This window comes from Lysobacter auxotrophicus, assembly GCF_027924565.1.
In the GTDB taxonomy this organism is placed as follows: Bacteria; Pseudomonadota; Gammaproteobacteria; order Xanthomonadales; family Xanthomonadaceae; genus Lysobacter_J; species Lysobacter_J auxotrophicus.
Genome location: NZ_AP027041.1, coordinates 3,856,515 through 3,876,421, shown reverse-complemented (window position 1 = coordinate 3,876,421; position 19,907 = coordinate 3,856,515). Strand labels below are relative to the sequence as shown.

Below are 19,907 nucleotides of genomic sequence, written 5' to 3'. Positions count from 1 at the left end.
CTGACCTGCGATGGACACCTGGCCCGCCGACATCGCCCATCACGCCGCGCTCGATGCGCGCATGGTCGAGGCCGTGAAGGACATCCGCCTGCTCGCGCTGGTGAGCTGGCCGGCCGGGCAGGAGGTGCATTTCCTCGCCGATTACGCCCGCGGCATCGTCAAGCTACCGCAGCCGGAGTATCCGAAGCTCGACTTCGGCCTGGCGCGCGCGGAACTCGACGCGATCGCCCGGGCCGCCGACCCGTCCCACCCGCTCGGCGTCTACCTGATCGATTCCGCGCGCAGCTGGTCGATCGCCGCCGCGCTGTGCGAGAACCTCGGCACGACGACCGTCGGCGACCGCTCGATCCAGCTGTTCGGCCGCCCCGACGAATGCCTGCCCGGCGACGGCCCAACCACGCGCGACGCCGCGCGGCATTTCATTTCCATCGCCGACGAACTCGACCACGAGCTGATGGCGCCGGCCGAACACGTCACGATTTCCGCCACGGCGCTGCAATTGCAGCTGCAGCGTGAACTGGACGACTACTTCGACGGCCGCGTGATCGACGTCGTGCTCGACCCCGACCTCATCGCCAAGGCTGCCGCCGGCGCCACGCGCATCCGGTTGCGGTTCGGCGCCGCCTTCAGCGATTACGACCGCCACCAGCTGCTGCAGCACGAGGCGTTCGTGCATTCGCTCACCGCGCTCAACGGCCGCCAGCAGCCGGTGTTGCCGAGCCTCGCGCTGTCCTCGCCGCGCATCACGGCCACGCAGGAAGGCCTGGCGACGTTCGCCGAGCAGATCACCGGCAGCATCGACATTGGCCGCATGAAGCGCATCAGCCTGCGCATCGAAGCGGTGGCGATGGCGCTGAACGGCGCGGATTTCGTTGAGGTGTTCCGCTATTTCCTCGATTCCGGCCAGAAGCCGGAAGACAGCTTCGCCTCGGCGCAGCGCGTGTTCCGCGGCGTGCCGACCACCGGCGGCACCGCGTTCACCAAGGACATCGTCTACCTGCGCGGCCTGCTCGGCGTGCACACGTTCTTTCGCTGGGCGCTGCGCGAACGCAAGCTGCAGCTTTGCCGCTGGCTGTTCGCCGGCAAGATGACGCTGGCCGACGTGCAGCGCTTCGAGCCGCTGTTCGCCGCTGGCGTGTTGAAGCCTGCGCGCTGGCTGCCGCAGTGGGTGGCGCGCGCCAATGGCCTGGCCGGGATGCTCGCGTTCTCGCTGTTCGCCAACCGGATCCGGCTGGACAAGATCGTCGCCGACGGCCACGTGCCGGACCTTTGAGGCCGCCTTCGCGGCCCTCGCGCGGCGCAATCCGGGCACCACGCCGCGTTTCCGCCATACCGTGCCGTCTTCGGCGTCCGCGTTAAGCGGCTAGAATCACCGGCCCGCCCGTGGTTTCCGCCCTGATGTCCGAACAGTCGCCGTCCGCCAACGAGCTCAAGCAAGCCGCGCTCGACTACCACCGCCTCAGCCCGCCCGGGAAGATCAAGGTCACCGCGACCAAGCCGATGGTGACCCAGCGCGACCTCGCGCTGGCGTATTCGCCCGGCGTGGCCTTCGCCTGCGAGGCGATCGTCGAAGACCCCAACCGCGCCAGCGAACTCACCGCGCGCGGCAACCTGGTGGCGGTGATCAGCAACGGCACGGCGGTGCTGGGCCTGGGCGACATCGGCCCGCTCGCCGGCAAGCCGGTGATGGAAGGCAAGGGCGTGCTGTTCCAGAAGTTCGCCGGCATCGACGTGTTCGACATCGAGATCGACGAGCGCGACCCGGACAAGCTGGTCGATATCATCGCCTCGCTGGAGCCGACCTTCGGCGGCATCAACCTGGAAGACATCAAGGCGCCGGAGTGCTTCATCGTCGAGCGCAAGCTGCGCGAGCGGATGAAGATCCCGGTGTTCCACGACGACCAGCACGGCACGGCGATCATCGTCGGCGCCGCGGTGCTGAACGCGCTGGAAGTGGTCGGCAAGAAGATCCAGGACGTGAAGCTCGCCACCACCGGCGCGGGCGCGGCAGGCATCGCGTGCCTGGACATGCTGGTGGCGCTGGGCCTGAAGAAGGAAAACATCATCGCGTTCGACCGCGACGGCGTGATCCATGCGGGCCGCGAACACCTCGATCCCGACAAGGCGCGTTACGCCAGCCACACCGACGCGCGCACGCTGGCGGAAATCGTCGACGGCGCCGACGTTTTCCTCGGGCTGTCCGCCGGCGGCATCCTCAAGCCGGAGATGGTCGCGACGATGGCCGCGCGGCCGATCATCCTCGCGCTCGCCAATCCGTATCCGGAAATCCTTCCGGAAGACGCGAAGGCCGTGCGCCCGGACTGCATCATCGCGACCGGCCGTTCGGACTACCCGAACCAGGTCAACAACGCGCTGTGCTTCCCGTACATCTTCCGCGGCGCGCTGGACGTGGGCGCCACCGTGATCAACGAGGCGATGAAGCTCGCCTGCGTGCGCGCGATCGCGCAGCTGGCGCGCGAGGAATCGGCCGATCTTGGCGCGGCGTACGGCGGTGAAGCGCCGGAATTCGGCGCCGAGTACCTGATCCCGCGTCCGTTCGATCCGCGCCTGCTGGTGAAGCTCGCCCCCGCCGTCGCGCGCGCCGCGATGGAGTCGGGCGTCGCCGCGCGTCCCATCGAGGACATGCGCGCGTACGAGGAGAAGCTCGGCACCTTCATCTACCGCACGGGACTGGTGATGAAGCCCGTGTACGACCGCGCGCGCAGCGACCTCAAGCGCGTGGTCTACGCCGAAGGCGAAGAGGAAACCGTGCTGCGCGCGGTGCAGACCGTCATCGACGAGAAGCTCGCGTGGCCGATCCTCATCGGCCGCCCGGACGTCATCGACACGCGCATCAAGCGCCTGGGTCTGCGCATGCGCGCGGGCGTCGATTTCGAACTGACCAACATCAACGACGACCCGCGCTTCAACGACTACTGGCAGCAGTACCACGCGCTGACCGAACGTCGCGGCGTGTCGCCGGCGGCGGCGAAGAACCTGCTGCGCTCGCGCCCGACACTGATCGCGGCGCTGATGGTCGAACGTGGCGAAGCCGACGCGATGATCTGCGGGCTGATCGGCCGCTTCCACAAGAAGCTCGGCTACCTGCGCAGCGTGTTCGATTTCGATCGCGGCGTGACCGGCACGTCGGCGATGACCGGCGTCATCAACGACCAGGGCGTGTGGTTCTTCCTCGACACGCACGTGCAGTGCGATCCGACCGCCGAACAGATTGCCGAGGCGACGCTGCAGGCCTCCTTCCGCCTGAAGCTGTTCGGCATCGAGCCGAAGGTCGCGCTGCTGTCGCACAGCAATTACGGCAGCCACGACAACCCGTCGGCGCAGAAGATGCGCAAGGTGTTCCAGCTGATCAAGCAGCGCATTCCCAAGCTGGAAGTCGACGGCGAGATGCAGGCCGACACCGCGTGGGACGAGGAGCTGCGCCACCGCATCTTCCCGAACACGCTGCTGAAGGGCCGCGCGAACCTGTTCGTGATGCCGAACCTCGACGCGGCGAACATCACCTACAACATGGTGCGCGTGATGACCGAAGGCGTGGCGATCGGGCCGATCCTGATGGGCCTGGACAAGCCGGCGCACATCCTGACCCCGGCCTCGACGCCGCGCCGCGTGGTGAACATGACGGCGATCGCGGCAGTGGACGCGCAGATCCGCGCGTCGCTGTCTTCGTCGGGGATCTGAGGCTTCGCCGCCGGTCAACGGCGGCGAACGCAAATCGACGTCATCCCGGCGCAGCTTGTGTAGCCCGGGTAAGCGAAGCGCACCCGGGAGCCTGCACTGAGGTGGGGTGGAACCCGGGTGCGCTTCGCTTACCCGAGCTACAACGGCGTGGGGCCTTACGCCCCCATCAACCCACCGCCCATCTTCCCCGGCAGCGAGTTGTCGCCGCCGTCGTCCTGATCGTCCTGCGCATCCGGGTCGCGCTCGGCTTCCGCGTCCGCGTCGAGCTCGCCGACTTCCGGATTCATGCCGCCGTTGGGCACGCCTTCCACGCGTGTCAGGCCTTCTTCCTCCGACGAGGCTTCCTCCAGTTCGGTCGGCCGACGGCCGAGTTCATCGCGTTCCGGCTGGCGGCCGACGCCGCTGCGCGTGTCGCCCTTGTGCTTGTCGGTGAGCTGCTTCATGGCGCGTTCCTCGATGGAAGACGCGATCAGGCTAGAAGGTCGAACGTGAGCCGGCAGTCGTTGCGACGTGCACGCGTCGTAGGACGTCTCAAGGCTTGCCGCGTTTGGCGGGCTTTTTCTTCGCCGGCGCCGCCTGCAGCCTGCGCACGCGCTCGACTTCCGCCGGCAACGCGCGCTGGAGCATGCCGAGCACCTCCGCCGTCGCGTCTTCGTCGATGGGCTTTCCCGCCATCGTCGTCGCGGTGACGCGCGTTCGCGTGCGGTTGCCGGTTTCGGCCGCGGTCATCGCCTTGGTAAGCACCAGGAACTCCACGCCCCGATAGCGCAGCGAATACAAATCCAGCATCTGCGCGCGCCCGAGGTATTCCACGCCGCGCGCATTCACGACGATCTGCCCGACCGCGTTCCACACGTCGAGCTTGTCGGCAGGCAGCGTGAACTCTCCGCGCGTCACGGTGACGGGCGCGGCGGGGCGCTCGTCCGTCACGACGGCCGGCGTCGCGTCCGAAGGCCCTGCCGAAGGCGCCGTGTGGCACGCCGCCACCGCCAGCGCGATGCAGCATGCCGCAAGCAGGTCGCGCATGGGTGCCTCCCGGCCAACGAACGCTCCGCGCGCAGGCTAGCGCGCGGGGCGTTGTCGCCGCGCGAGGCCGGTCAGCCGCCCGCCTTCCAGCCGAAGCCCAACGTGAAGCCGCGGCCCGGCGCCGGTTCGAAATAGCGTGCGTTGCCCTCGTTCACGATGACCGAGCCGACGTAGTCGCGATCGAACACGTTGTCCACGCGCGCGAAGCCGTACCAGCCGCTGTTCGCCGCGCGCCATTGCATGCGCAGCGCGAACGTCGCGTAGCCGTTCGACGCGTCGGTATTGCGATCGTCCGTAGGCACGCCGTCGCTCGCGCGCATTTCGATGGCGGCGACGGTGCGGTTGTCGCGCGTGTTCCAGGCGAGTTCGGCGTAGCCGTCCGCGCGCGGAATGCCGGGAATGCGGTTGCCCGCTTCGACGACCTGCACGCGCTCCACGCCGCTGGTGAGCACGGTGTACGAGAAGCGTTCGGTGAAGCGCGCCCGCAGCCAGTTCGCCGTGAGCGCGTACGACCATTGCGGATGGAAACGGCCTTCGAAACCGGCCTCGACGCCTTCGCGACGCGTGCTTCCGGCGTTGGCGAAACTCGCGCGGCCGCCGCGATTGTCGGCCGGCACGATCTCGTCCTCGCCGTCGATGCGATACGCCGACACGCTGGCTTTCCCAGCGGAAAACCGCCACCGCGCGCCGATCTCGCCGGTATCGAACTGCGCTGGTTCGAGGTCGGTGTTGAAGCCGGCGCTGCCATCGGGTCGATACGCGAGTTCCGTCACCGTCGGCGTTTCGAACCCGTGGCCGATACTGGCGAACACCTCGCCATTGCCGAACGCGCGCGACACGCCCAGCGCCGCCGCCGTTTCGCCGTAATCCAGCGAGCCGCTGTCGTCCCCGTTGCCGGGCGCGATGTAGTGATCGTCCGACTCGAAGCGCAGCTTCGCGCGACGCACCGCGCCGAGCACGGTCCAGTCCTGCGCCGGGCGCAGCTCGCCGAGCACGAATGCTTCGGTGCTGCGGATGCGGTTGTCCTCGTCGCGTCGCAGGCGGCCGCGCACGCCGAGTTCATCGCCGACGAAGTTCTCGTAGCCGCGGCGTTCTTCGTCCAGCCAGCCCGCTTCCGCGCCCACCGTCAACGCGCCGCGCGCGAAATCCCAGCGATGCCCCGCATCGATCCCCGTCGAACGGCGCCCCAGGTCGATCACGCCACCGGCACTGCTCGGCGCGCGCTGCGCGACGGGCGGAATCGCGAGGAACTGCACGACGTCGCGCGTGACGCCGTAGGCGCCGATCCAGTATTCGCGACCTTGCGCATAGGCGTCTTCCCAACGCGCGCCGAGCTGCGTGTTGTCGATCTTCTTGCGCGTGTCGAACTGCTCGGCGACGGGATCGGTGCCGTGCGGATCGCGCTCCCATTGTTCGCGCGTGAGGCCCAGCGGATCGTCCGTGTAAGGCTGGCTCAGCGCGCCGGCGACGATGCGGAGCCGTGCGTGGTCGTTCGGCGCGTATTGCGCGACGCCGTCGAGCTGCGCGCGTTCGGCCGCGCTGTGCGGTCGGTCGCCGTCGGTCGTGAACCAGCTGCCGAGCGCACGCCAGCGCCATGCCTCGTCGGGACTCGCGCCTTCGAAGCCCGCCGCCACGCGCGCGCTGGCATTCGAGCCGACCCAGCCCTCGATTTCCGCCGGCGGCCCGTCGAACGCGGTTTCGCCGACGATCGCGCCGCCGGCGGCGTTGCCGTATTGCAGTGCGAGCGGGCCGCGCAGCACCTGGATGCGGTCGAGCGCGCTCAGCGGGAAGCTCGCGGCCTGGCCTTGTCCGTCCAGCGCCGACGACGGAATACCGTCGACGATGAGCTTGATCCCGCGGATGCCGAAGGTCGATCGCGCGCCGAAGCCGCGGCTCTGCACCTGCAGGTCCTGCGCGTAGTTCTGGCGATCGAGCACGGTGATGCCCGGCGCGCGCACCAGCGATTCGGCCAGCGACACCTGCCGCTGGCCCGCGCGCAGCGTGTCGCCTTCGATGACGCTGATCGAACCGGGGAAGTCCGACAACGCATGCCGCGTGCCGAGCACTTCGACGGTGTCCAGCGTGGTGGCCTCGCGCGACTGCGCCGGGGCAGGGGAGTGGAACAGCGCGGCCGCGATCGCCAGGCCCAGCGCCATGGGCGCTGCGGCCGGTCCCCGCCGCGCGCGCCGTGAAATTCCGCACACGGCCGCACCGTTAGGGTGTCGGCCGGAACACGCACACACACGTTCTTCCTGCTGGGGTGGGGTCATGAAGGTCGCAATCCGCGCGTTGCTCGTTATGGCCATTGTGGCCGTGCCCATCGTCATCTCCGCGCAAACGAGCTCTCCGACGCCGCCGGCCGCCGCGGTTTCGCCCGATCCGGCAACGCCGCCGGCCGTGCCGGTCGCGCCGCCCGCGCCGATCATCGACGACCCCATGCCGATGGACCTGGACGGCGACGGCGTGGTCACCGCCGCCGAACACGCCGCCGGGGCGCGGGCGCTGTTCGAGCACATGGACGCGGACCACGACGGCCGCGTGACGCGTGCGGAGATGGCCGACTTCCAGCGGCAGGTACTGGGCGCGGCGATTCCGCCGGTGCGGTAAGCGCGAACCACCCCGACCTTCAACCGTCATCCCGGCGAAAGCCGGGACCCAGGCCCGTAGCCCAGACACTCGCGATGCTGTTGTAGCCCGGGTAAGCGGAGCGCACCCGGGTTTCAGGTCGCCTCGGCGGAGGTTCCCCGGGTGCGCTTCGCTTACCCGGGCTACAACAGCCGAGCATCGCGAACGCGGGCGTAGTCGCACGCCCCGACCCTCGCCCCAACCCTCTCCCAGTGGGAGAGGGGCTGATGGCGCAGCCCCGAAGGAAGTGCCGCATCGTCGTGCACCAACGCCCTGGACAGGCGCCCAAACCGGCCCGCCCACCCATCCGCCCCCGTACGCAACCCCGCGCCGCCATTCGCCTTTCGTCGCAACGCAGCGGGCCAGAAGCGGGGTCCGGCGAGCCGGGTCCGGCTGTTAGAATCGATGCTCTAACCCGTCCCCACACGAGGCGCGGCCAATAGGGGCCGCGATACGCATGACGTCTCTCCACGCTGTCATCACCGACCTGATCCAGAACGACCCGGACCCGACCGAAACCCGCGAGTGGATCGAGTCCGTCCAGGCCGTCATCGCGCGCGATGGCGCCGAACGCGCCCACCAGCTGCTCGAAGGCATGGTCGAGGTCACGCGCCGCGCCGGCGCGCACCTGCCGTTCCAGCCCACCACCGAATACATCAACACCATTCCCGCGCACCTGGAGGCCAAGAGCCCGGGCGACCACGCGATGGAATGGCGCATCCGCTCCATCATCCGCTGGAACGCGCTGGCGATGGTCGTGCGCGCGAACCGCAAGCCGGGCGAACTCGGCGGCCACATCGCGTCGTTCGCGTCGGCCGCCACGCTCTATGACGTGGGCTTCAACCACTTCTGGCGCGGTCCGGACGGCGACCATCCGGGCGACGTCATCGGCGTGCAGGGCCACAGCTCGCCGGGCATCTACGCCCGTTCGTTCCTCGAAGGCCGCATCAGCGAGTCCCAGCTCGACAACTTCCGCATGGAAGTCGACGGCCGCGGCATCTCGTCGTACCCGCACCCGTGGCTGATGCCCGATTACTGGCAGGTGCCGACGGTGTCGATGGGCCTGGGTCCGCTCGCCGCCATCTACCAGGCGCGCAACTGGAAGTACCTGGAAGGCCGCGGCCTGCTGCCCAAGACCGACCGCAAGGTGTGGGCGTTCCTCGGCGACGGCGAGACGGACGAACCCGAATCGCTCGGCGCCATCTCGGTGGCCGGTCGCGAAGGCCTGGACAACCTGGTCTTCGTCATCAATTGCAACCTGCAGCGCCTGGACGGCCCGGTGCGCGGCAACGGCAAGATCATCCAGGAACTGGAAGGCCAGTTCCGCGGCGCCGGCTGGAACGTCATCAAGACCATCTGGGGCAGCTACTGGGATCCGCTCCTGGCGCGCGACACCAGCGGCAAGCTGCGCCAGCTGATGATGGAAACCGTCGACGGCGAATACCAGAACTGCAAGGCGTTCGGCGGCAAGTACACGCGCGAGAACTTCTTCGGCAAGTACGCCGAAACCGCGCAGCTGGTGGCGAACCTGTCCGACGACGACATCTGGCGCCTCAACCGCGGCGGCCACGACCCGCACAAGGTCTACGCCGCATACCACGAAGCGGTGAACACCAAGGGCATGCCGACGGTGATCCTCGCCAAGACGGTGAAGGGTTACGGCATGGGCGCGGCGGGCGAATCGCTCAACCCCACGCACCAGACCAAGAAGCTCGACGACGAAGCCGTCCGCATCTTCCGCGACCGCTTCAACATCCCGGTGACCGACGCGCAGCTGGCCGATGGCAAGGTGCCGTTCTTCAACCCGGGCGAGAAGTCGCCGGAAATCGAATACATGCACGAGCGCCGCAAGGCGCTGGGCGGCTACCTGCCGCAGCGTCGCCGCAAGAGCAGCCAGACGCTGGAAGTGCCGAAGCTGGAAGCCTTCGACCGCCTGCTCAAGAGCACCGGCGATCGCGAGATCAGCACCACGATGTCGTTCGTGCAGTCGCTCAACATCATCCTGCGCGACAAGCAGGTAGGCCCGCGCTGCGTGCCGATCGTCGCCGACGAGGCGCGCACCTTCGGCATGGAAGGCCTGTTCCGCCAGATCGGCATCTACGCGCCGCACGGCCAGAAGTACAAGCCGGTCGACCGCGACCAGTTGATGTACTACCGCGAGGACGCGGCGGGCCAGGTGCTGGAAGAGGGCATCACCGAGGCCGGTGCGTTCACCAGCTGGATGGCCGCCGCCACCAGCTACAGCACCAACGACCTGCCGATGCTGCCGTTCTACATCTACTACTCGATGTTCGGCTTCCAGCGCATCGGCGACAGCGCATGGCAGGCCGCGGACATGCGCGCGCGCGGCTTCCTGCTGGGCGCCACCGCCGGCCGCACCACGTTGAACGGTGAAGGCCTGCAGCACGAAGACGGCCACAGCCACCTGCTGGCCAGCGCCATCCCGAACTGCCGCAGCTACGATCCAACGTTCGGTTTCGAAGTGGCGGTGATCCTGCAGCACGGCATGCAGCGCATGCTCACCGAGCAGCAGGACGAGTACTACTACCTCACCCTGATGAACGAGAACTACAGCCACCCGGACATGCCCGAAGGCGCGGCCGACGGCATCATCAAGGGCATGTACCTGCTCAAGGACGCGGGCAAGGCGAAGAAGGGCGAGCTGCGCGTGCAGCTCATGGGCAGCGGCACCATCCTGCGCGAAGCCATCGCGGCGGCCGAACTGCTGGACAAGGATTTCGGCGTCACCGCCGACATCTGGTCCTGCCCGAGCTTCACCGAACTGGCGCGCGACGGCGAAGACGCCGTGCGCTGGAACCGCCTCAATCCGGAAGGCGAACAGCGCAAGCCGTACGTCACCCAGTTGCTGGAAGGCCGCCAGGGCCCGGCGATCGCCGCCACCGACTACGTGCGCACCTTCGCCAACCAGATCCGCGAGTTCGTGCCCACGAAGTACACCGTGCTGGGCACCGACGGCTTCGGCCGCAGCGACACCCGCGAAAACCTGCGCCGCCACTTCGAAGTGGACCGCTTCCACATCGCCCACGCGGCGATTGCCGCGCTGGCGGCGGAAGGGAAGATGACCGCGAAGGACGTGGCTCGGGCTATCAAGCAGTACAAGATTGATAGCGAGAAGCCGAACCCGATTGGGGTTTGATGCAATAAGGAATTTCTGCCTCTAGTTAGACGGGGTAGGTCAAGAGAAAAGGCGGCCGAATGGCCGCCTTTTTTTCGCTCCGAGTAGCCGCCGAGCGGTCAACGTGATCGCTACTCAATCTTGTATGTTCGCCCCGAGCCTTTTCCAGGGATGTGAACTCATGGCCGCTGTACCCAAGAAAGTCGCTGAGCGTCTGGTCGCCGGTCTCAAGCGCTATCAGCCTATCCTCGCTGCCGCTCGTGCTCGCGACGTAGGCGAAGCAGACACCGTCACCATCATCAAGGACATGCTTGCCGACGTGTTCGGCTACGACAAGTACTCGGACGTCACGTCCGAGCACTCAATACGCAGCACGTTCTGTGACCTCGCTATCAAGATCGACGGGCAGCTCCAAACACTGATTGAGGTGAAGGCGATCGGCCTCGACCTCAAAGATACGCACGTCAAACAGGCCATCGACTACGCGGCTAACCAAGGTGTGGATTGGGTCCTGCTCACCAACGGCATCACTTGGCGCGTCTACCACTTGATCTTTGCAAAGCCGATTGATCAGGAGCTGGTTCTTGAGATTGACTTTTGTGCTCTGAACCCACGCGCTGCAGGTGATGTCGAGCTTCTCTATCTGTGGTGCAAGGAGGGCTGGCAACGGTCCATGCTTGGCGAATATCACACTCAGCGACAGGCGCTTTCCCGCTTCTTTCTGGGTGCGCTTCTGCAAACCGATACGGTCCTCGATGTTATTCGGCGCGAGTTGCGACGCGTTTCACCCGACGTGCGCATCGACACGGCGCAGATCAAGGATGTTCTGATAAGTGAAGTAATCAAGCGTGATGTGCTTGAAGGCGACAAGGCAGATGAGGCTCGAAAAAAGATCGCCAGAGCCGCCAACATCGCTCTGCGGACGACAATGCCAAAGCCGCGTAAGGCAAAGGAAGACGCTGCCGTCGAAGTGGACGCTCAGATGGAGGGTGGCTGAATCCCCATCACTGTGGCGCGGAAGCCATTCGCCTCCAGATGGCAGTTCGCCGCCACAGGTCCAGTCAACACAAACATCCGCGGCCTCTTCCGAAACGCGAAGAGGCGATACAGATGGAACTGACGGAACTGCTCGCTGGAGAAGTCCACCTCGTTCGGCGTGACAAAGAACGGCGTCTCCGCCATGTAGGCGGTTGTCTTGACTTCGATGAAGCGCTCGCGCCCGTCAGCGTCGAAGGACAGGATGTCGTAGCCGGTGCCGTCGCCGCGCACTTGCGAGACGTGTTCGATCCGATCGGCGAAACGCTTGGCACCTTCTTCATGAAGCCGCCGCGCTTCGTACTCCATGACGAGAAGCTCGCCGGCCAAGCCAAGTGAACGGTTGCGCGATTCCCGCTCCAGGTAGTCGCGCTTCACGGGTGCGCGGCGTATCCACTCCGCGCGTTGTTCTTGAACGCGCTCTTTGACCTTCGGCGCTTCCACCAGGAAGTCTTCGAAGCTACCCAGAACTGGGACCTCGGCCGGCGTCTCGACGCTGCGGATCGCAGCCTCATCGAACGCCCGATCCTGCGCCAAGGTCTGACCGACGACGTCCACCAGCAACTGTTGGAAGTTGGTAGCGGGCCTGTATCCGCTCAGCATCTGGGCGCCGTAGAGGTTCATCACGGCGCTAATGTTGCGATGCTTGTACTCAATTGCCTTAAGGTTACGAGCGGGCAGCTTCTCAAGCAGCCGGCGGTTGTGCTCGGCTTTGTTAAGCCGCTGACCAAGCTCCTGCATGCGCAGCATCTGGAAGTAGGCCGTGACAGTCGCCTCTACTTCTCGCCGAGTCCACGGTTCGCCCGTTTCACCTTGTTCAAGGTCCATGAGAGTCCCCTTTCGTCAGGTCGCCCAGGATAGGGCACGGAACTCTCAGTTGGTTAGGCGATCCGAAGCGGCTTCACTTCCGATCAGCGCTCGCCGCGTACCTCATCACCAGCGCCTGCCTGACAAGCGCAGCAGTTGAGGCGTCAACGGAAGCTCCCCTCCTGTCCGCCATGAACTCCGCGCCTCGCCCTGCTGGATTGAACACCCGGACGTCTGAGGCCGCCCGACTGCCCGTCGAGTCGATCCACCAGCCAGGAAGTGCAAGCGCCGGGAGCACCGGCACCTTGCGCCCAACCGCGCCCTCAAGATAGCTGGCCAGCCATTCCGCTTGTCGCCTGGTCTGTTGCAGACGCTTGTCGTCGCTAAAACCGGGGAAGTGCAATCGCTGTCCGTCGTAGCTGACTTTGAAGTGATCCTTGCCCCCCGTTGGGGCGGGCTTTCTTACCGACTTGGTCTCGATTGCATAGACACCGCGCTGCCCAATCACGACGTGGTCGATGTTGAACTGTTCGCAGGGAATGTCGTGTAGGACCGTGCAACCCAAGGCCATCAGTCGGTTCAGCTCCTGGGCGGTATACAGCTCGGCCTTCAAGCCCGCATTGGCAATGCGGCGCCTCCTGCCGTGGTGCAGAACGCGGGAGATCAGAAGCGCGGCCATCAAGCTCGCGGCGGCCAGCAGGATGTAGTCACCGAAGCTGACCTTGATCTGCGCCAAGTTGATGCGTTGGAGTGCCCAAATCGCCAGAAAGTAGGGCCCGACGAAGAGCAGGACGCCAAGGCTGACCATGAGCTCGTCGCCATGCTCCTCAACCCGCTTGCGTAGCTGCTCGGCAGCACCGTGAATGGTGCGACCCTCAATGGGGGATCTGCGCCCATCTCGATCCTGCACCCGGCGAGACAACCACGAGATACCAATCGCGAGCGCAACCGGCACCGCGGCCGAGCTCGCGACCAAGAGAACAGTCATTAGCGCCATTGCCACTCCTCATCCATAAGTCAAACACGGGCAGTTAGGCCCGCAATGTTATCGACTGATTCGTATAGAACTTGAGCGTGTATGTCCGTGCCACAGTGTAAAAACTAAAGCGGCTCCGGCGCACATCGCGGCGGCCAAGCACCTCGCGACGCCGTTCATAACGCGGCATCTGGGAGCCAGTCCTACACGGGGGCAAATCATCTGCGAGTTGCGTGTATCCAGCACTCATCCAAGGGAGTCGCTCATTCGGCCAATGCGTCCCAACTCCAGCGTTGCTGGACAGGTCCTGGACCCTGCTTTCACCCAGAAGCGCTCCCGTACGGTTGTCATAAAGACGATAGAACCCGGGATAGTCATTTGGAAACCACGGCGCATACCAGTCCGTCAACGGGTTCCACCAACCCTCGTCGTCGAACTTGGGATGAAAGCCATTCGGAAGGATCCAGTACGGCTTGAGTTCCTCCAACCGATAGCATCCGTTCGGACTCACCTGGACACTAGTACGAGTGGCGAAAGCCTTCTCCCACCACAGAGACGCGACCCAAAATATCCCTGCAAGACCTGCGACAAGAAGCAGAAGTGCTGCGGCAATCCTGACGAGTAAGCTCATGGCTTCCCACCTCGCTCGGCCGCCGAACCGTACTCCGCAAGTCTCTGGGTGACTTCTGCCTGATGCCCGTACTTCTGCCGCAGGTACGCCAGCTCCTTATCGGTTCCGGGGCAGTACGTAGCAATGCCAAGCTCGATTTCCAGAGCTCGCTCGCGCTGCCCCGGCTCCGGCGCCTCGGCGCGGAAGTAGTCGCACAAGTTTCGCCTCTTGGCGAAGTCAAGAACGTCCTCTGGAGTTCCGAGTGGAAAACCCGGCGCCCATGGCCGCTCTTCGCGGGGGCCGTTGAAACGCGCTCGCATGCTTTCACGGCCGGCGCGCTCGTCGGCGCGTCTTTGCTTCGCTGCATAGATGGCGTAGCAAAGTCCGGGATCTAGGTCAAAGCGAACACGGCAGAACGCCTCGAACTGCCAGTTCGCCTCGATGCCAATGTTCTCCGGGCGTCGTAGATCGCACTCTCCGCACAACACGGGATTGCGATAGACAGTTGTCCACGATGGATACTGTTTGATGAAGAACTTGTAGTCCGTTGAGTGCTCGTAGTCGATTGCCTCGAAGCCCATGAACAGCCAGAGGAGCAACGCAGCCCCGAGCATCGGGACGACGCGAGTGACATACCTCACTGCGGCGCCTCAAGCCGGAACTCGGCCCGTAACGCATCCACGACTGCCATCCCCAGACGTCCAGGGCACGCACGTCCTTCGTGATTCGCCAGTCGCTGAAACTCGCGGTGTCCACCGAGCATCCGTATCGGGAAGTAGCTCTTGAGCGTGTAGACCAGCTGCGCAAGTGAACGCACCTGAACGGGGGGAGGGGGATTGGCACCAGCATCCACCCTGTCGCGTACTAGCTCTGGTGCGTTCTTGAGCCGTTCCAGGCGACTCTTCTCTTTGTACTCCTCCTCATAGGCTTCTCCCGGATCGCTGAAGTCATTAAGAAGAACGATGCCGATCCTTCCAGTGTTGCCCTTGCTCACGTGTGATCCCTTGAAGCGGATATCGCGAGCTTCGTAAATGGTTCCGGTACACGAGATTGCATAGTGGTAGCTCATGTAGCCGAACTTCGTCATATCGGTAGCCTCAACACGACGAAGCTGGTCCAGGTCGTCAGCGTTGCACGAGTAGCTGTTCCCGGCGTGGTGAAGAACAAGGCATGTGTAGTCCCAGTCCGGGCCGTCGCTTCGCGCAGGATCCTCCGCCTTGGCCTTCCATTGAGAGCGCTCCTGAAAGGCTATCCCGCTCCGGCGCAGGGTGACGATGATGGCTTCCCGAGTCGCGGCAGGGTTGTTGATCCTTGCCTTGATTGTTTCCACCTTCCCAGGTTCGTCGGAGACGCGGCGAAGGTTCTCCGTAGTGTCAAACGGTCCGCCGCTCACATCGCGCGTTCGAAAGGTCATGACAGGTCACTCTTTGAGATGGAGTTGCCGATAGGAGAGGTGAACACGAAGTGGATGGAAACCTGCTCCGGCTGGACTGAAGAAATCACATCCGTCAGCCCACTCTCGTCACACTGGCCGCGTTGTACTTGGCCGTCACCTCTTGTGAGGATGTACTTGCAGTGGGGTAGGGGTCGTCCCGTGTTGTAGTCGGTAGCCTGGAACTGAAGCGCGTACTTGGGTTGTTCCCCCGGCGCGCTCTTCGAGCTCACCAGCGATTCGGCAACCGGATTGCTTATGCGGTGCGTGGCCCGTGATCCGTCGTTAACCTCGACAGAGCACAGCCTCTGCGACTTCGCGATCATCTGGTGGCCGCATGCCAGCAACAAGCCGTCGTAAGCGACGAGCGCACCGCCGGTCAGGAAATGGCCCGCGCCCTGAATGACTTTTGTTGGTCCGCAAGCGCCACACATGACCGCGTCGTTGACGCGTACCGCCGGTCGCGAAGAGCCGTCCAGACACTGGATCATCCAACCAGAATCGCCCTCTACTGCCTCACCGCCTGCGGTGGTCGGGTCGCCAACCACGATCAGATACTTCAAGGCCAATTCACTTCTCCTATCTATTTGGAGTAGGTGCAGCACAACAACGCGGCGACGATGGCGCAACGCGAAAAACGTGCGGTGCGAGGTGCTACTTCTTCGCATTGAACACGCCGGCATCCGCAAGCAATCTCGATGCCCAAGGAGTGTCGAAACTCCGATACGAAGCGGGACCCACCTCCGTCATACCGGTGGGTTTTTTATGCCCGATCATCTGGGCTGTCCGACGCAAGCGTTCCGCGTCGGGAGGGCGGCTGAATAGAACACCTCGCGAGAGGAAATAGGCCCAGCCGGCTTCGTACGGTTTTCGAACCTCCCGACACCTTGCGCCGCAATCCCGCGGCGCAAGCCGGCTGGTTTGCTGGAGAGCCCTAGATTCAAAAGGATGTTTGCCGTTCCCACGCCGCGTTCGCGGGCGTGCTGCTGCCCGACTTCGCGCACCACAAGTTGATGCAGGCGCGCGATCAGTTGTTGCTGCTGTCGCAGCTCGCCGGTTCGCGCGGCGAGGAGCAGGAAGTCGAGTTCCGCATCGCGCCCGATGCGCTCGCGGAGTTGTTCGATCGCCAGGCGCAGTACCTGGACGAAGTGCTCGACTCGGTGCTCGACGCGCCGCCGTAGTGGTTGGAATGGCGGGATGTGGTGCCGGGTGGTGGGAGACGCCCGGCTCCCGGGAGCATCCCCGGGTGCGCTTCGCTCACCCGGGCTACAAGGGCTGCTGGCGCGCAGTCGAACCCGTGATGGTCTTCTCGTCGTAAGGCATCCCACGGCACGCGCCTGGAATCCGATGCTGGGCTACGCTAGCCGCCGCCATGCGCCCCGATCGAGTCGGCGCACGTGCTTCCCCATGCATGGAGAGCAGGATGAAGTCGATCGCACGCATCGCGCTTATCGCCGGCGCCTCGATGTTCGCGCCCGCGCACGCCGCGCCGGACGCGCCGCCACAAACCCCCGACACCTACGCCACCGCGGGGCAGCGCGTCACCATCGCGCCCGGTCGCGCCTTGAACCTGCGCTGCGTCGGCGACGGACCGCGCACGGTGCTGCTGGAGGCGGGCGGCAACGCCGATTCCACCACGTGGTTCAAGGTGCTGGCGATGCTCGCGCCGCAGACGCGCACGTGCGCGTACGACCGTGCCGGCTACGGTTTCAGCGATGAAGGCCCGATGCCGCGCGACCTCGACGCCGACGTCGCCGACCTCGCCGCGCTCATCACGGCGGCTGGCTTGAAGACGCCGCTGGTGCTCGTCGGGCATTCGCTGGGCAGCAACATCGTGCGCCGCTATGCGCAGCACCATCCGGAGAACGTGCGCGCGCTGGTGCTGGTCGATCCGCCGGAGCAGGGCGTCGACGCGCTGTTGCCCGCCGCATGGAAACAGCAGGGCGAGGCCGGTCGCTCGCAGCGCGATGCATTCCTGGATGCATGTTTGAAGGCCGCCGAGGCGGGCACGCTCGACAAGGCCGAAGGCCCGCTGGCGTCCTGCCTGCGCGCGGCGCCGCCGTGGCAGAGCGCTTCCGTCGCTGCGGCGTCGCGCGCCTACAAGCTCAAGCCGGCGTATTGGCGGACGCTGCGCTCCGAGCTCGACGCGAACACCGCCATTTTCGCCGCGCCCGTCCCTGCGGACGAGTCGCACGGCGCGACGCCCGTCGTCGTCCTCACCGCGCCCAATGACGTGCCGGGCGTGCCAGACGAGGTCCGCAAGGCATTGCAGACCGCACGCGAGCAGACGCAGGCACGACTGGCGGCCACATCGACGAACGGCCGCGTTGTCGCGGTTCCGAATGCATCGCATGACATCCAGATCGATGCGCCGCAGGCGGTCGCCGATGCGGTGAACGAACTCTGGTCTCGATAGGACGATCGCGTAATGGATGTCGAACAGCTTCGCCTGCACATCGCGCGCGCGTTCGTGGACGTCATTCGACCTGCGCGGGAGAACATCACCACGCACCGCTGCGACGAATGCGACGAGTTGCGGGACGCGCTTGCGCCCTACGCGTGGCAGGACGTGCCGGTCAACGTGCTCGACGACCACCGATGGGACATGACCCTGCTGTCGGACGACGCCAAGCAGCACTACCTGCCCGCATGGATGCTGCAGGCGCTGGATGACGGCCAGTGGGCGGGCGACTACGTGTGGAACCTCCTGTTTGCGTTGAACTCCGATCATCGCTGGGCGCCGGCGAGGCCTTACACGAAGGAACAGCGCCAGGCGGTTGCGCATTTCCTCGACTTCATCGAGCACCGCGACTTGAGCGAATGGGAAGCGCAGGACGTCGAAAAAGCGCGTGCATCCCTACGGGAGCGCTTTCCCTGAGGCAGTCGCCTCGCGCCCTTGGGCCTTCGGCCGATAGCGCGACCCCGCCAACATCCATGCCACCAACCGCCCGCCCGTCGCCCGGTCGCCACTGAGCGACGTCCGGGCGGCCGTTTCGTGCGGGCTCTGCGTTGGAACCCATGCGCCTGCCCGGCGCTTCGGACAGGCGCGTCCTCCTTCCCCCACAGGACATCGCCATGAACTCCACATGCTCGCTCCACGCGCGCACGCTCTCGCGGCGTGCGTGCACGTCGATGGCGGCCGCGCTCGCGCTTTGCATCGCGCTGCCGTCGCACGCCGATTCGGTGACCGACTGGAACGCACTCGCCAGCGGCCCCACGGTGGCGCCGCGCTTCGGCGGACCGCAGCAGCAGTCGCGCGCGATGGCGATCGTCTCGCTGTCGGTGCACGACGCGCTCAACTCGATCCAGTCGCGCTACAACACCTATCGCCCCGTCGCGAGCGCGCCGGGCAACGCATCGCCCGATGCCGCCGTCGCCGCGGCCAATCGCACCGCGTTGCTTGCGATGATCGATGCGCTGCCCACTGCGCCCACGCCGGCCGAAGCCACCGCGCGCGCTGCCGCCATCGCCGCGATCAACGCGATGTACGACGCGTCGATCGGCCCCGGTGCACCGGATGCATCCGAAGCGGCAGGCATCGCCGCGGGCGAATCGGCGGCGGAGACGCTGCTCGCGTTGCGCTATGACGACAACGGATCGGGTGGGCTCGTGCCGACCGACGGATCGGGCACGCCGAACCTGCCGGCGTATGCGCTGCCGCCGTCGGTGGGCGTGCACCAGCCGACGCCCGCGCCGGAGTTCCCCGCTTCGACCACGCCCGCGTTCATGGGATGGGCGTTCGTGACGCCGTTCGCCGTGGAGAGCGCGGCGCAGTTCCATTCGCCGCCGGCGAAGATCTTCAAGGTCACCAGCGCGAAGTACGCGTCCGAGTACAACCTGGTGAAGTCGATCGGCGACGCGCGCGTGCGCGGCGCGCAGCCGAACTCGCCGCTCAGCGACATCCCGCGGTTCTGGGCCGGCGGTGGACTCGACTGGAATGGCAACGTGCGCATCATCGCGCTGTCGCGACCGCTCGATCGCTGGCAGAACGCGCGCCTGTTCGCGCTGGTGAACATGGCGCTCGCCGATGCGGCCATCACCAACATCGCCGACAAGTACGGCTACAACTTCTGGCGGCCGGTCACGGCGATCCGCTGGCCCGACGACGGCAACCCGTTCACGAAGAGCGACGCGACGTGGCGACCCTTCCTGCAGACGCCGCCGTATCCGGATTACCCGTGCGCATCGACCTCGCTCACCGGCGCGGCGGCGCAGACGATGCGGCGCTTATTCAAGAGCGACGCGGTGCGGTTCACGCGAACGGTCAATGCGCCGGCGGTGGCCTTGCCCCCGCCGATGGTGGAACTGCCGATCAAGGCGATCACGCGCACGTACCCGTCGCTGACTACCGCGGAGCACGAGCAGGCGATGGGACGCGTGTACGCGGGCATCCACTTCACCGAGGGTTGCCTTGCCGGGTTGAAGGCCGGCAACAAGGTGGCGGACTGGGTGTACGGGCATCAGTTGCAGGCGAAGTGATGGCCGATCGAAGAACGCGTTTGTGGCCCGGGTAAGCGCTAGCGCACCCGGGTTGCAGACGTGGTGGCGATCGGTTCCC

At 65.8% G+C, this 19,907-nt stretch carries 17 protein-coding genes; 9 read left to right on the top strand and 8 right to left on the bottom strand.

The features are described from left to right. Positions 1-10: 10 nt before the first annotated feature. Complete coding sequence (locus LA521A_RS17690) at positions 11-1,273, top strand: flavohemoglobin expression-modulating QEGLA motif protein (protein ID WP_281780152.1); 1,263 nt, start codon at positions 11-13, stop codon at positions 1,271-1,273. 125 nt (positions 1,274-1,398) lie between these two features. Next, complete coding sequence (locus LA521A_RS17685) at positions 1,399-3,702, top strand: NADP-dependent malic enzyme (RefSeq protein ID WP_281780151.1); 2,304 nt, start codon at positions 1,399-1,401, stop codon at positions 3,700-3,702. Between the two features lie 155 nt (positions 3,703-3,857). Here LA521A_RS17685 and LA521A_RS17680 read toward each other — a convergent pair whose 3' ends face one another. The 3 genes from LA521A_RS17680 to LA521A_RS17670 form a co-directional block, all read right to left on the bottom strand. After that, entirely contained in the window at positions 3,858-4,145 is a 288-nt protein-coding gene (locus LA521A_RS17680) for a hypothetical protein (protein ID WP_281780150.1), read from the bottom strand. An 88-nt stretch (positions 4,146-4,233) separates the two neighbouring features. After that, a complete protein-coding gene (locus LA521A_RS17675) occupies positions 4,234-4,728 on the bottom strand; it encodes a hypothetical protein (protein ID WP_281780149.1) in 495 nt (164 codons plus the stop codon). A 71-nt stretch (positions 4,729-4,799) separates the two neighbouring features. Next, positions 4,800-6,884: a TonB-dependent receptor family protein gene (locus LA521A_RS17670; protein WP_281780148.1), complete on the bottom strand. Its 2,085-nt coding sequence runs from the start codon at positions 6,882-6,884 to the stop codon at positions 4,800-4,802. Between the two features lie 112 nt (positions 6,885-6,996). Here LA521A_RS17670 and LA521A_RS17665 point away from each other — a divergent pair, with 112 nt between their 5' ends. The 3 genes from LA521A_RS17665 to LA521A_RS17655 all read left to right on the top strand — a co-directional run bounded on the left by LA521A_RS17665 (position 6,997) and on the right by LA521A_RS17655 (position 11,486). Then, positions 6,997-7,335 carry a hypothetical protein gene (locus tag LA521A_RS17665; RefSeq protein ID WP_281780147.1) on the top strand — a complete coding sequence of 113 codons (339 nt, stop codon included), beginning with the start codon at positions 6,997-6,999 and terminating at the stop codon, positions 7,333-7,335. A gap of 475 nt (positions 7,336-7,810) precedes the next feature. Further along, positions 7,811-10,510 carry a pyruvate dehydrogenase (acetyl-transferring), homodimeric type gene (aceE, locus tag LA521A_RS17660; protein ID WP_281780146.1) on the top strand — a complete coding sequence of 900 codons (2,700 nt, stop codon included), beginning with the start codon at positions 7,811-7,813 and terminating at the stop codon, positions 10,508-10,510. A gap of 160 nt (positions 10,511-10,670) precedes the next feature. Beyond that, a complete protein-coding gene (locus LA521A_RS17655) occupies positions 10,671-11,486 on the top strand; it encodes a type I restriction enzyme HsdR N-terminal domain-containing protein (protein WP_281780145.1) in 816 nt (271 codons plus the stop codon). Here LA521A_RS17655 and LA521A_RS17650 read toward each other — a convergent pair. The 5 genes from LA521A_RS17650 to LA521A_RS17630 all read right to left on the bottom strand — a co-directional run bounded on the left by LA521A_RS17650 (position 11,468) and on the right by LA521A_RS17630 (position 15,912). After that, the gene (locus LA521A_RS17650) at positions 11,468-12,352 is read right to left on the bottom strand and encodes a protein NO VEIN domain-containing protein (protein ID WP_281780144.1); all 885 of its coding nucleotides are present in this window, start codon (positions 12,350-12,352) and stop codon (positions 11,468-11,470) included. The genes LA521A_RS17655 and LA521A_RS17650 overlap by 19 nt on opposite strands. Before the next feature lie 73 nt (positions 12,353-12,425). Then, positions 12,426-13,328 (bottom strand): nuclease-related domain-containing protein, encoded by a 903-nt coding sequence (locus LA521A_RS17645; RefSeq protein ID WP_281780143.1) that lies wholly within the window; start codon positions 13,326-13,328, stop codon positions 12,426-12,428. A gap of 606 nt (positions 13,329-13,934) precedes the next feature. Next, entirely contained in the window at positions 13,935-14,558 is a 624-nt protein-coding gene (locus LA521A_RS17640; protein ID WP_281780142.1) for a hypothetical protein, read from the bottom strand. Beyond that, positions 14,555-15,331 carry a peptidoglycan recognition protein family protein gene (locus tag LA521A_RS17635; RefSeq protein ID WP_281780141.1) on the bottom strand — a complete coding sequence of 259 codons (777 nt, stop codon included), beginning with the start codon at positions 15,329-15,331 and terminating at the stop codon, positions 14,555-14,557. The genes LA521A_RS17640 and LA521A_RS17635 overlap by 4 nt, the downstream gene beginning before the upstream one ends. Then, on the bottom strand, positions 15,328-15,912 hold the full coding sequence (locus LA521A_RS17630) for a PAAR domain-containing protein (RefSeq protein WP_281780140.1): 585 nt from the start codon (positions 15,910-15,912) through the stop codon (positions 15,328-15,330). The genes LA521A_RS17635 and LA521A_RS17630 overlap by 4 nt, the downstream gene beginning before the upstream one ends. 417 nt (positions 15,913-16,329) lie before the next feature. Between LA521A_RS17630 and LA521A_RS17625 the strand changes: the two genes are divergently transcribed. The 4 genes from LA521A_RS17625 to LA521A_RS17610 all read left to right on the top strand — a co-directional run bounded on the left by LA521A_RS17625 (position 16,330) and on the right by LA521A_RS17610 (position 19,828). After that, positions 16,330-16,530: an XAC0095 family protein gene (locus LA521A_RS17625; RefSeq protein WP_281780139.1), complete on the top strand. Its 201-nt coding sequence runs from the start codon at positions 16,330-16,332 to the stop codon at positions 16,528-16,530. Positions 16,531-16,772: 242 nt separating this feature from the next. After that, on the top strand, positions 16,773-17,765 hold the full coding sequence (locus LA521A_RS17620; RefSeq protein WP_281780138.1) for an alpha/beta fold hydrolase: 993 nt from the start codon (positions 16,773-16,775) through the stop codon (positions 17,763-17,765). Between the two features lie 12 nt (positions 17,766-17,777). Next, positions 17,778-18,227, top strand: a complete 450-nt coding sequence (locus LA521A_RS17615) for a DUF6714 family protein (RefSeq protein WP_281780137.1) — start codon at positions 17,778-17,780, stop codon at positions 18,225-18,227. Between the two features lie 197 nt (positions 18,228-18,424). Then, complete coding sequence (locus LA521A_RS17610; protein ID WP_281780136.1) at positions 18,425-19,828, top strand: vanadium-dependent haloperoxidase; 1,404 nt, start codon at positions 18,425-18,427, stop codon at positions 19,826-19,828. The last annotated feature ends 79 nt before the right edge of the window (positions 19,829-19,907 follow it).

Bases quoted from the DNA above. Each gene is read 5' to 3' on its own strand.
- LA521A_RS17635 (WP_281780141.1), bottom strand. From the start codon at position 15,331: ATGACCTTTCGAACGCGCGATGTGAGCGGCGGACCGTTTGACACTACG.
- LA521A_RS17690 (WP_281780152.1), top strand. From the start codon at position 11: ATGGACACCTGGCCCGCCGACATCGCCCATCACGCCGCGCTCGATGCG.
- LA521A_RS17615 (WP_281780137.1), top strand. From the start codon at position 17,778: ATGGATGTCGAACAGCTTCGCCTGCACATCGCGCGCGCGTTCGTGGAC.
- LA521A_RS17680 (WP_281780150.1), bottom strand. From the start codon at position 4,145: ATGAAGCAGCTCACCGACAAGCACAAGGGCGACACGCGCAGCGGCGTC.
- LA521A_RS17685 (WP_281780151.1), top strand. From the start codon at position 1,399: ATGTCCGAACAGTCGCCGTCCGCCAACGAGCTCAAGCAAGCCGCGCTC.
- LA521A_RS17665 (WP_281780147.1), top strand. From the start codon at position 6,997: ATGAAGGTCGCAATCCGCGCGTTGCTCGTTATGGCCATTGTGGCCGTG.
- LA521A_RS17610 (WP_281780136.1), top strand. From the start codon at position 18,425: ATGAACTCCACATGCTCGCTCCACGCGCGCACGCTCTCGCGGCGTGCG.
- LA521A_RS17675 (WP_281780149.1), bottom strand. From the start codon at position 4,728: ATGCGCGACCTGCTTGCGGCATGCTGCATCGCGCTGGCGGTGGCGGCG.
- aceE (WP_281780146.1), top strand. From the start codon at position 7,811: ATGACGTCTCTCCACGCTGTCATCACCGACCTGATCCAGAACGACCCG.
- LA521A_RS17650 (WP_281780144.1), bottom strand. From the start codon at position 12,352: ATGGACCTTGAACAAGGTGAAACGGGCGAACCGTGGACTCGGCGAGAA.
- LA521A_RS17645 (WP_281780143.1), bottom strand. From the start codon at position 13,328: ATGGCGCTAATGACTGTTCTCTTGGTCGCGAGCTCGGCCGCGGTGCCG.
- LA521A_RS17655 (WP_281780145.1), top strand. From the start codon at position 10,671: ATGGCCGCTGTACCCAAGAAAGTCGCTGAGCGTCTGGTCGCCGGTCTC.
- LA521A_RS17670 (WP_281780148.1), bottom strand. From the start codon at position 6,884: ATGGCGCTGGGCCTGGCGATCGCGGCCGCGCTGTTCCACTCCCCTGCC.
- LA521A_RS17620 (WP_281780138.1), top strand. From the start codon at position 16,773: ATGAAGTCGATCGCACGCATCGCGCTTATCGCCGGCGCCTCGATGTTC.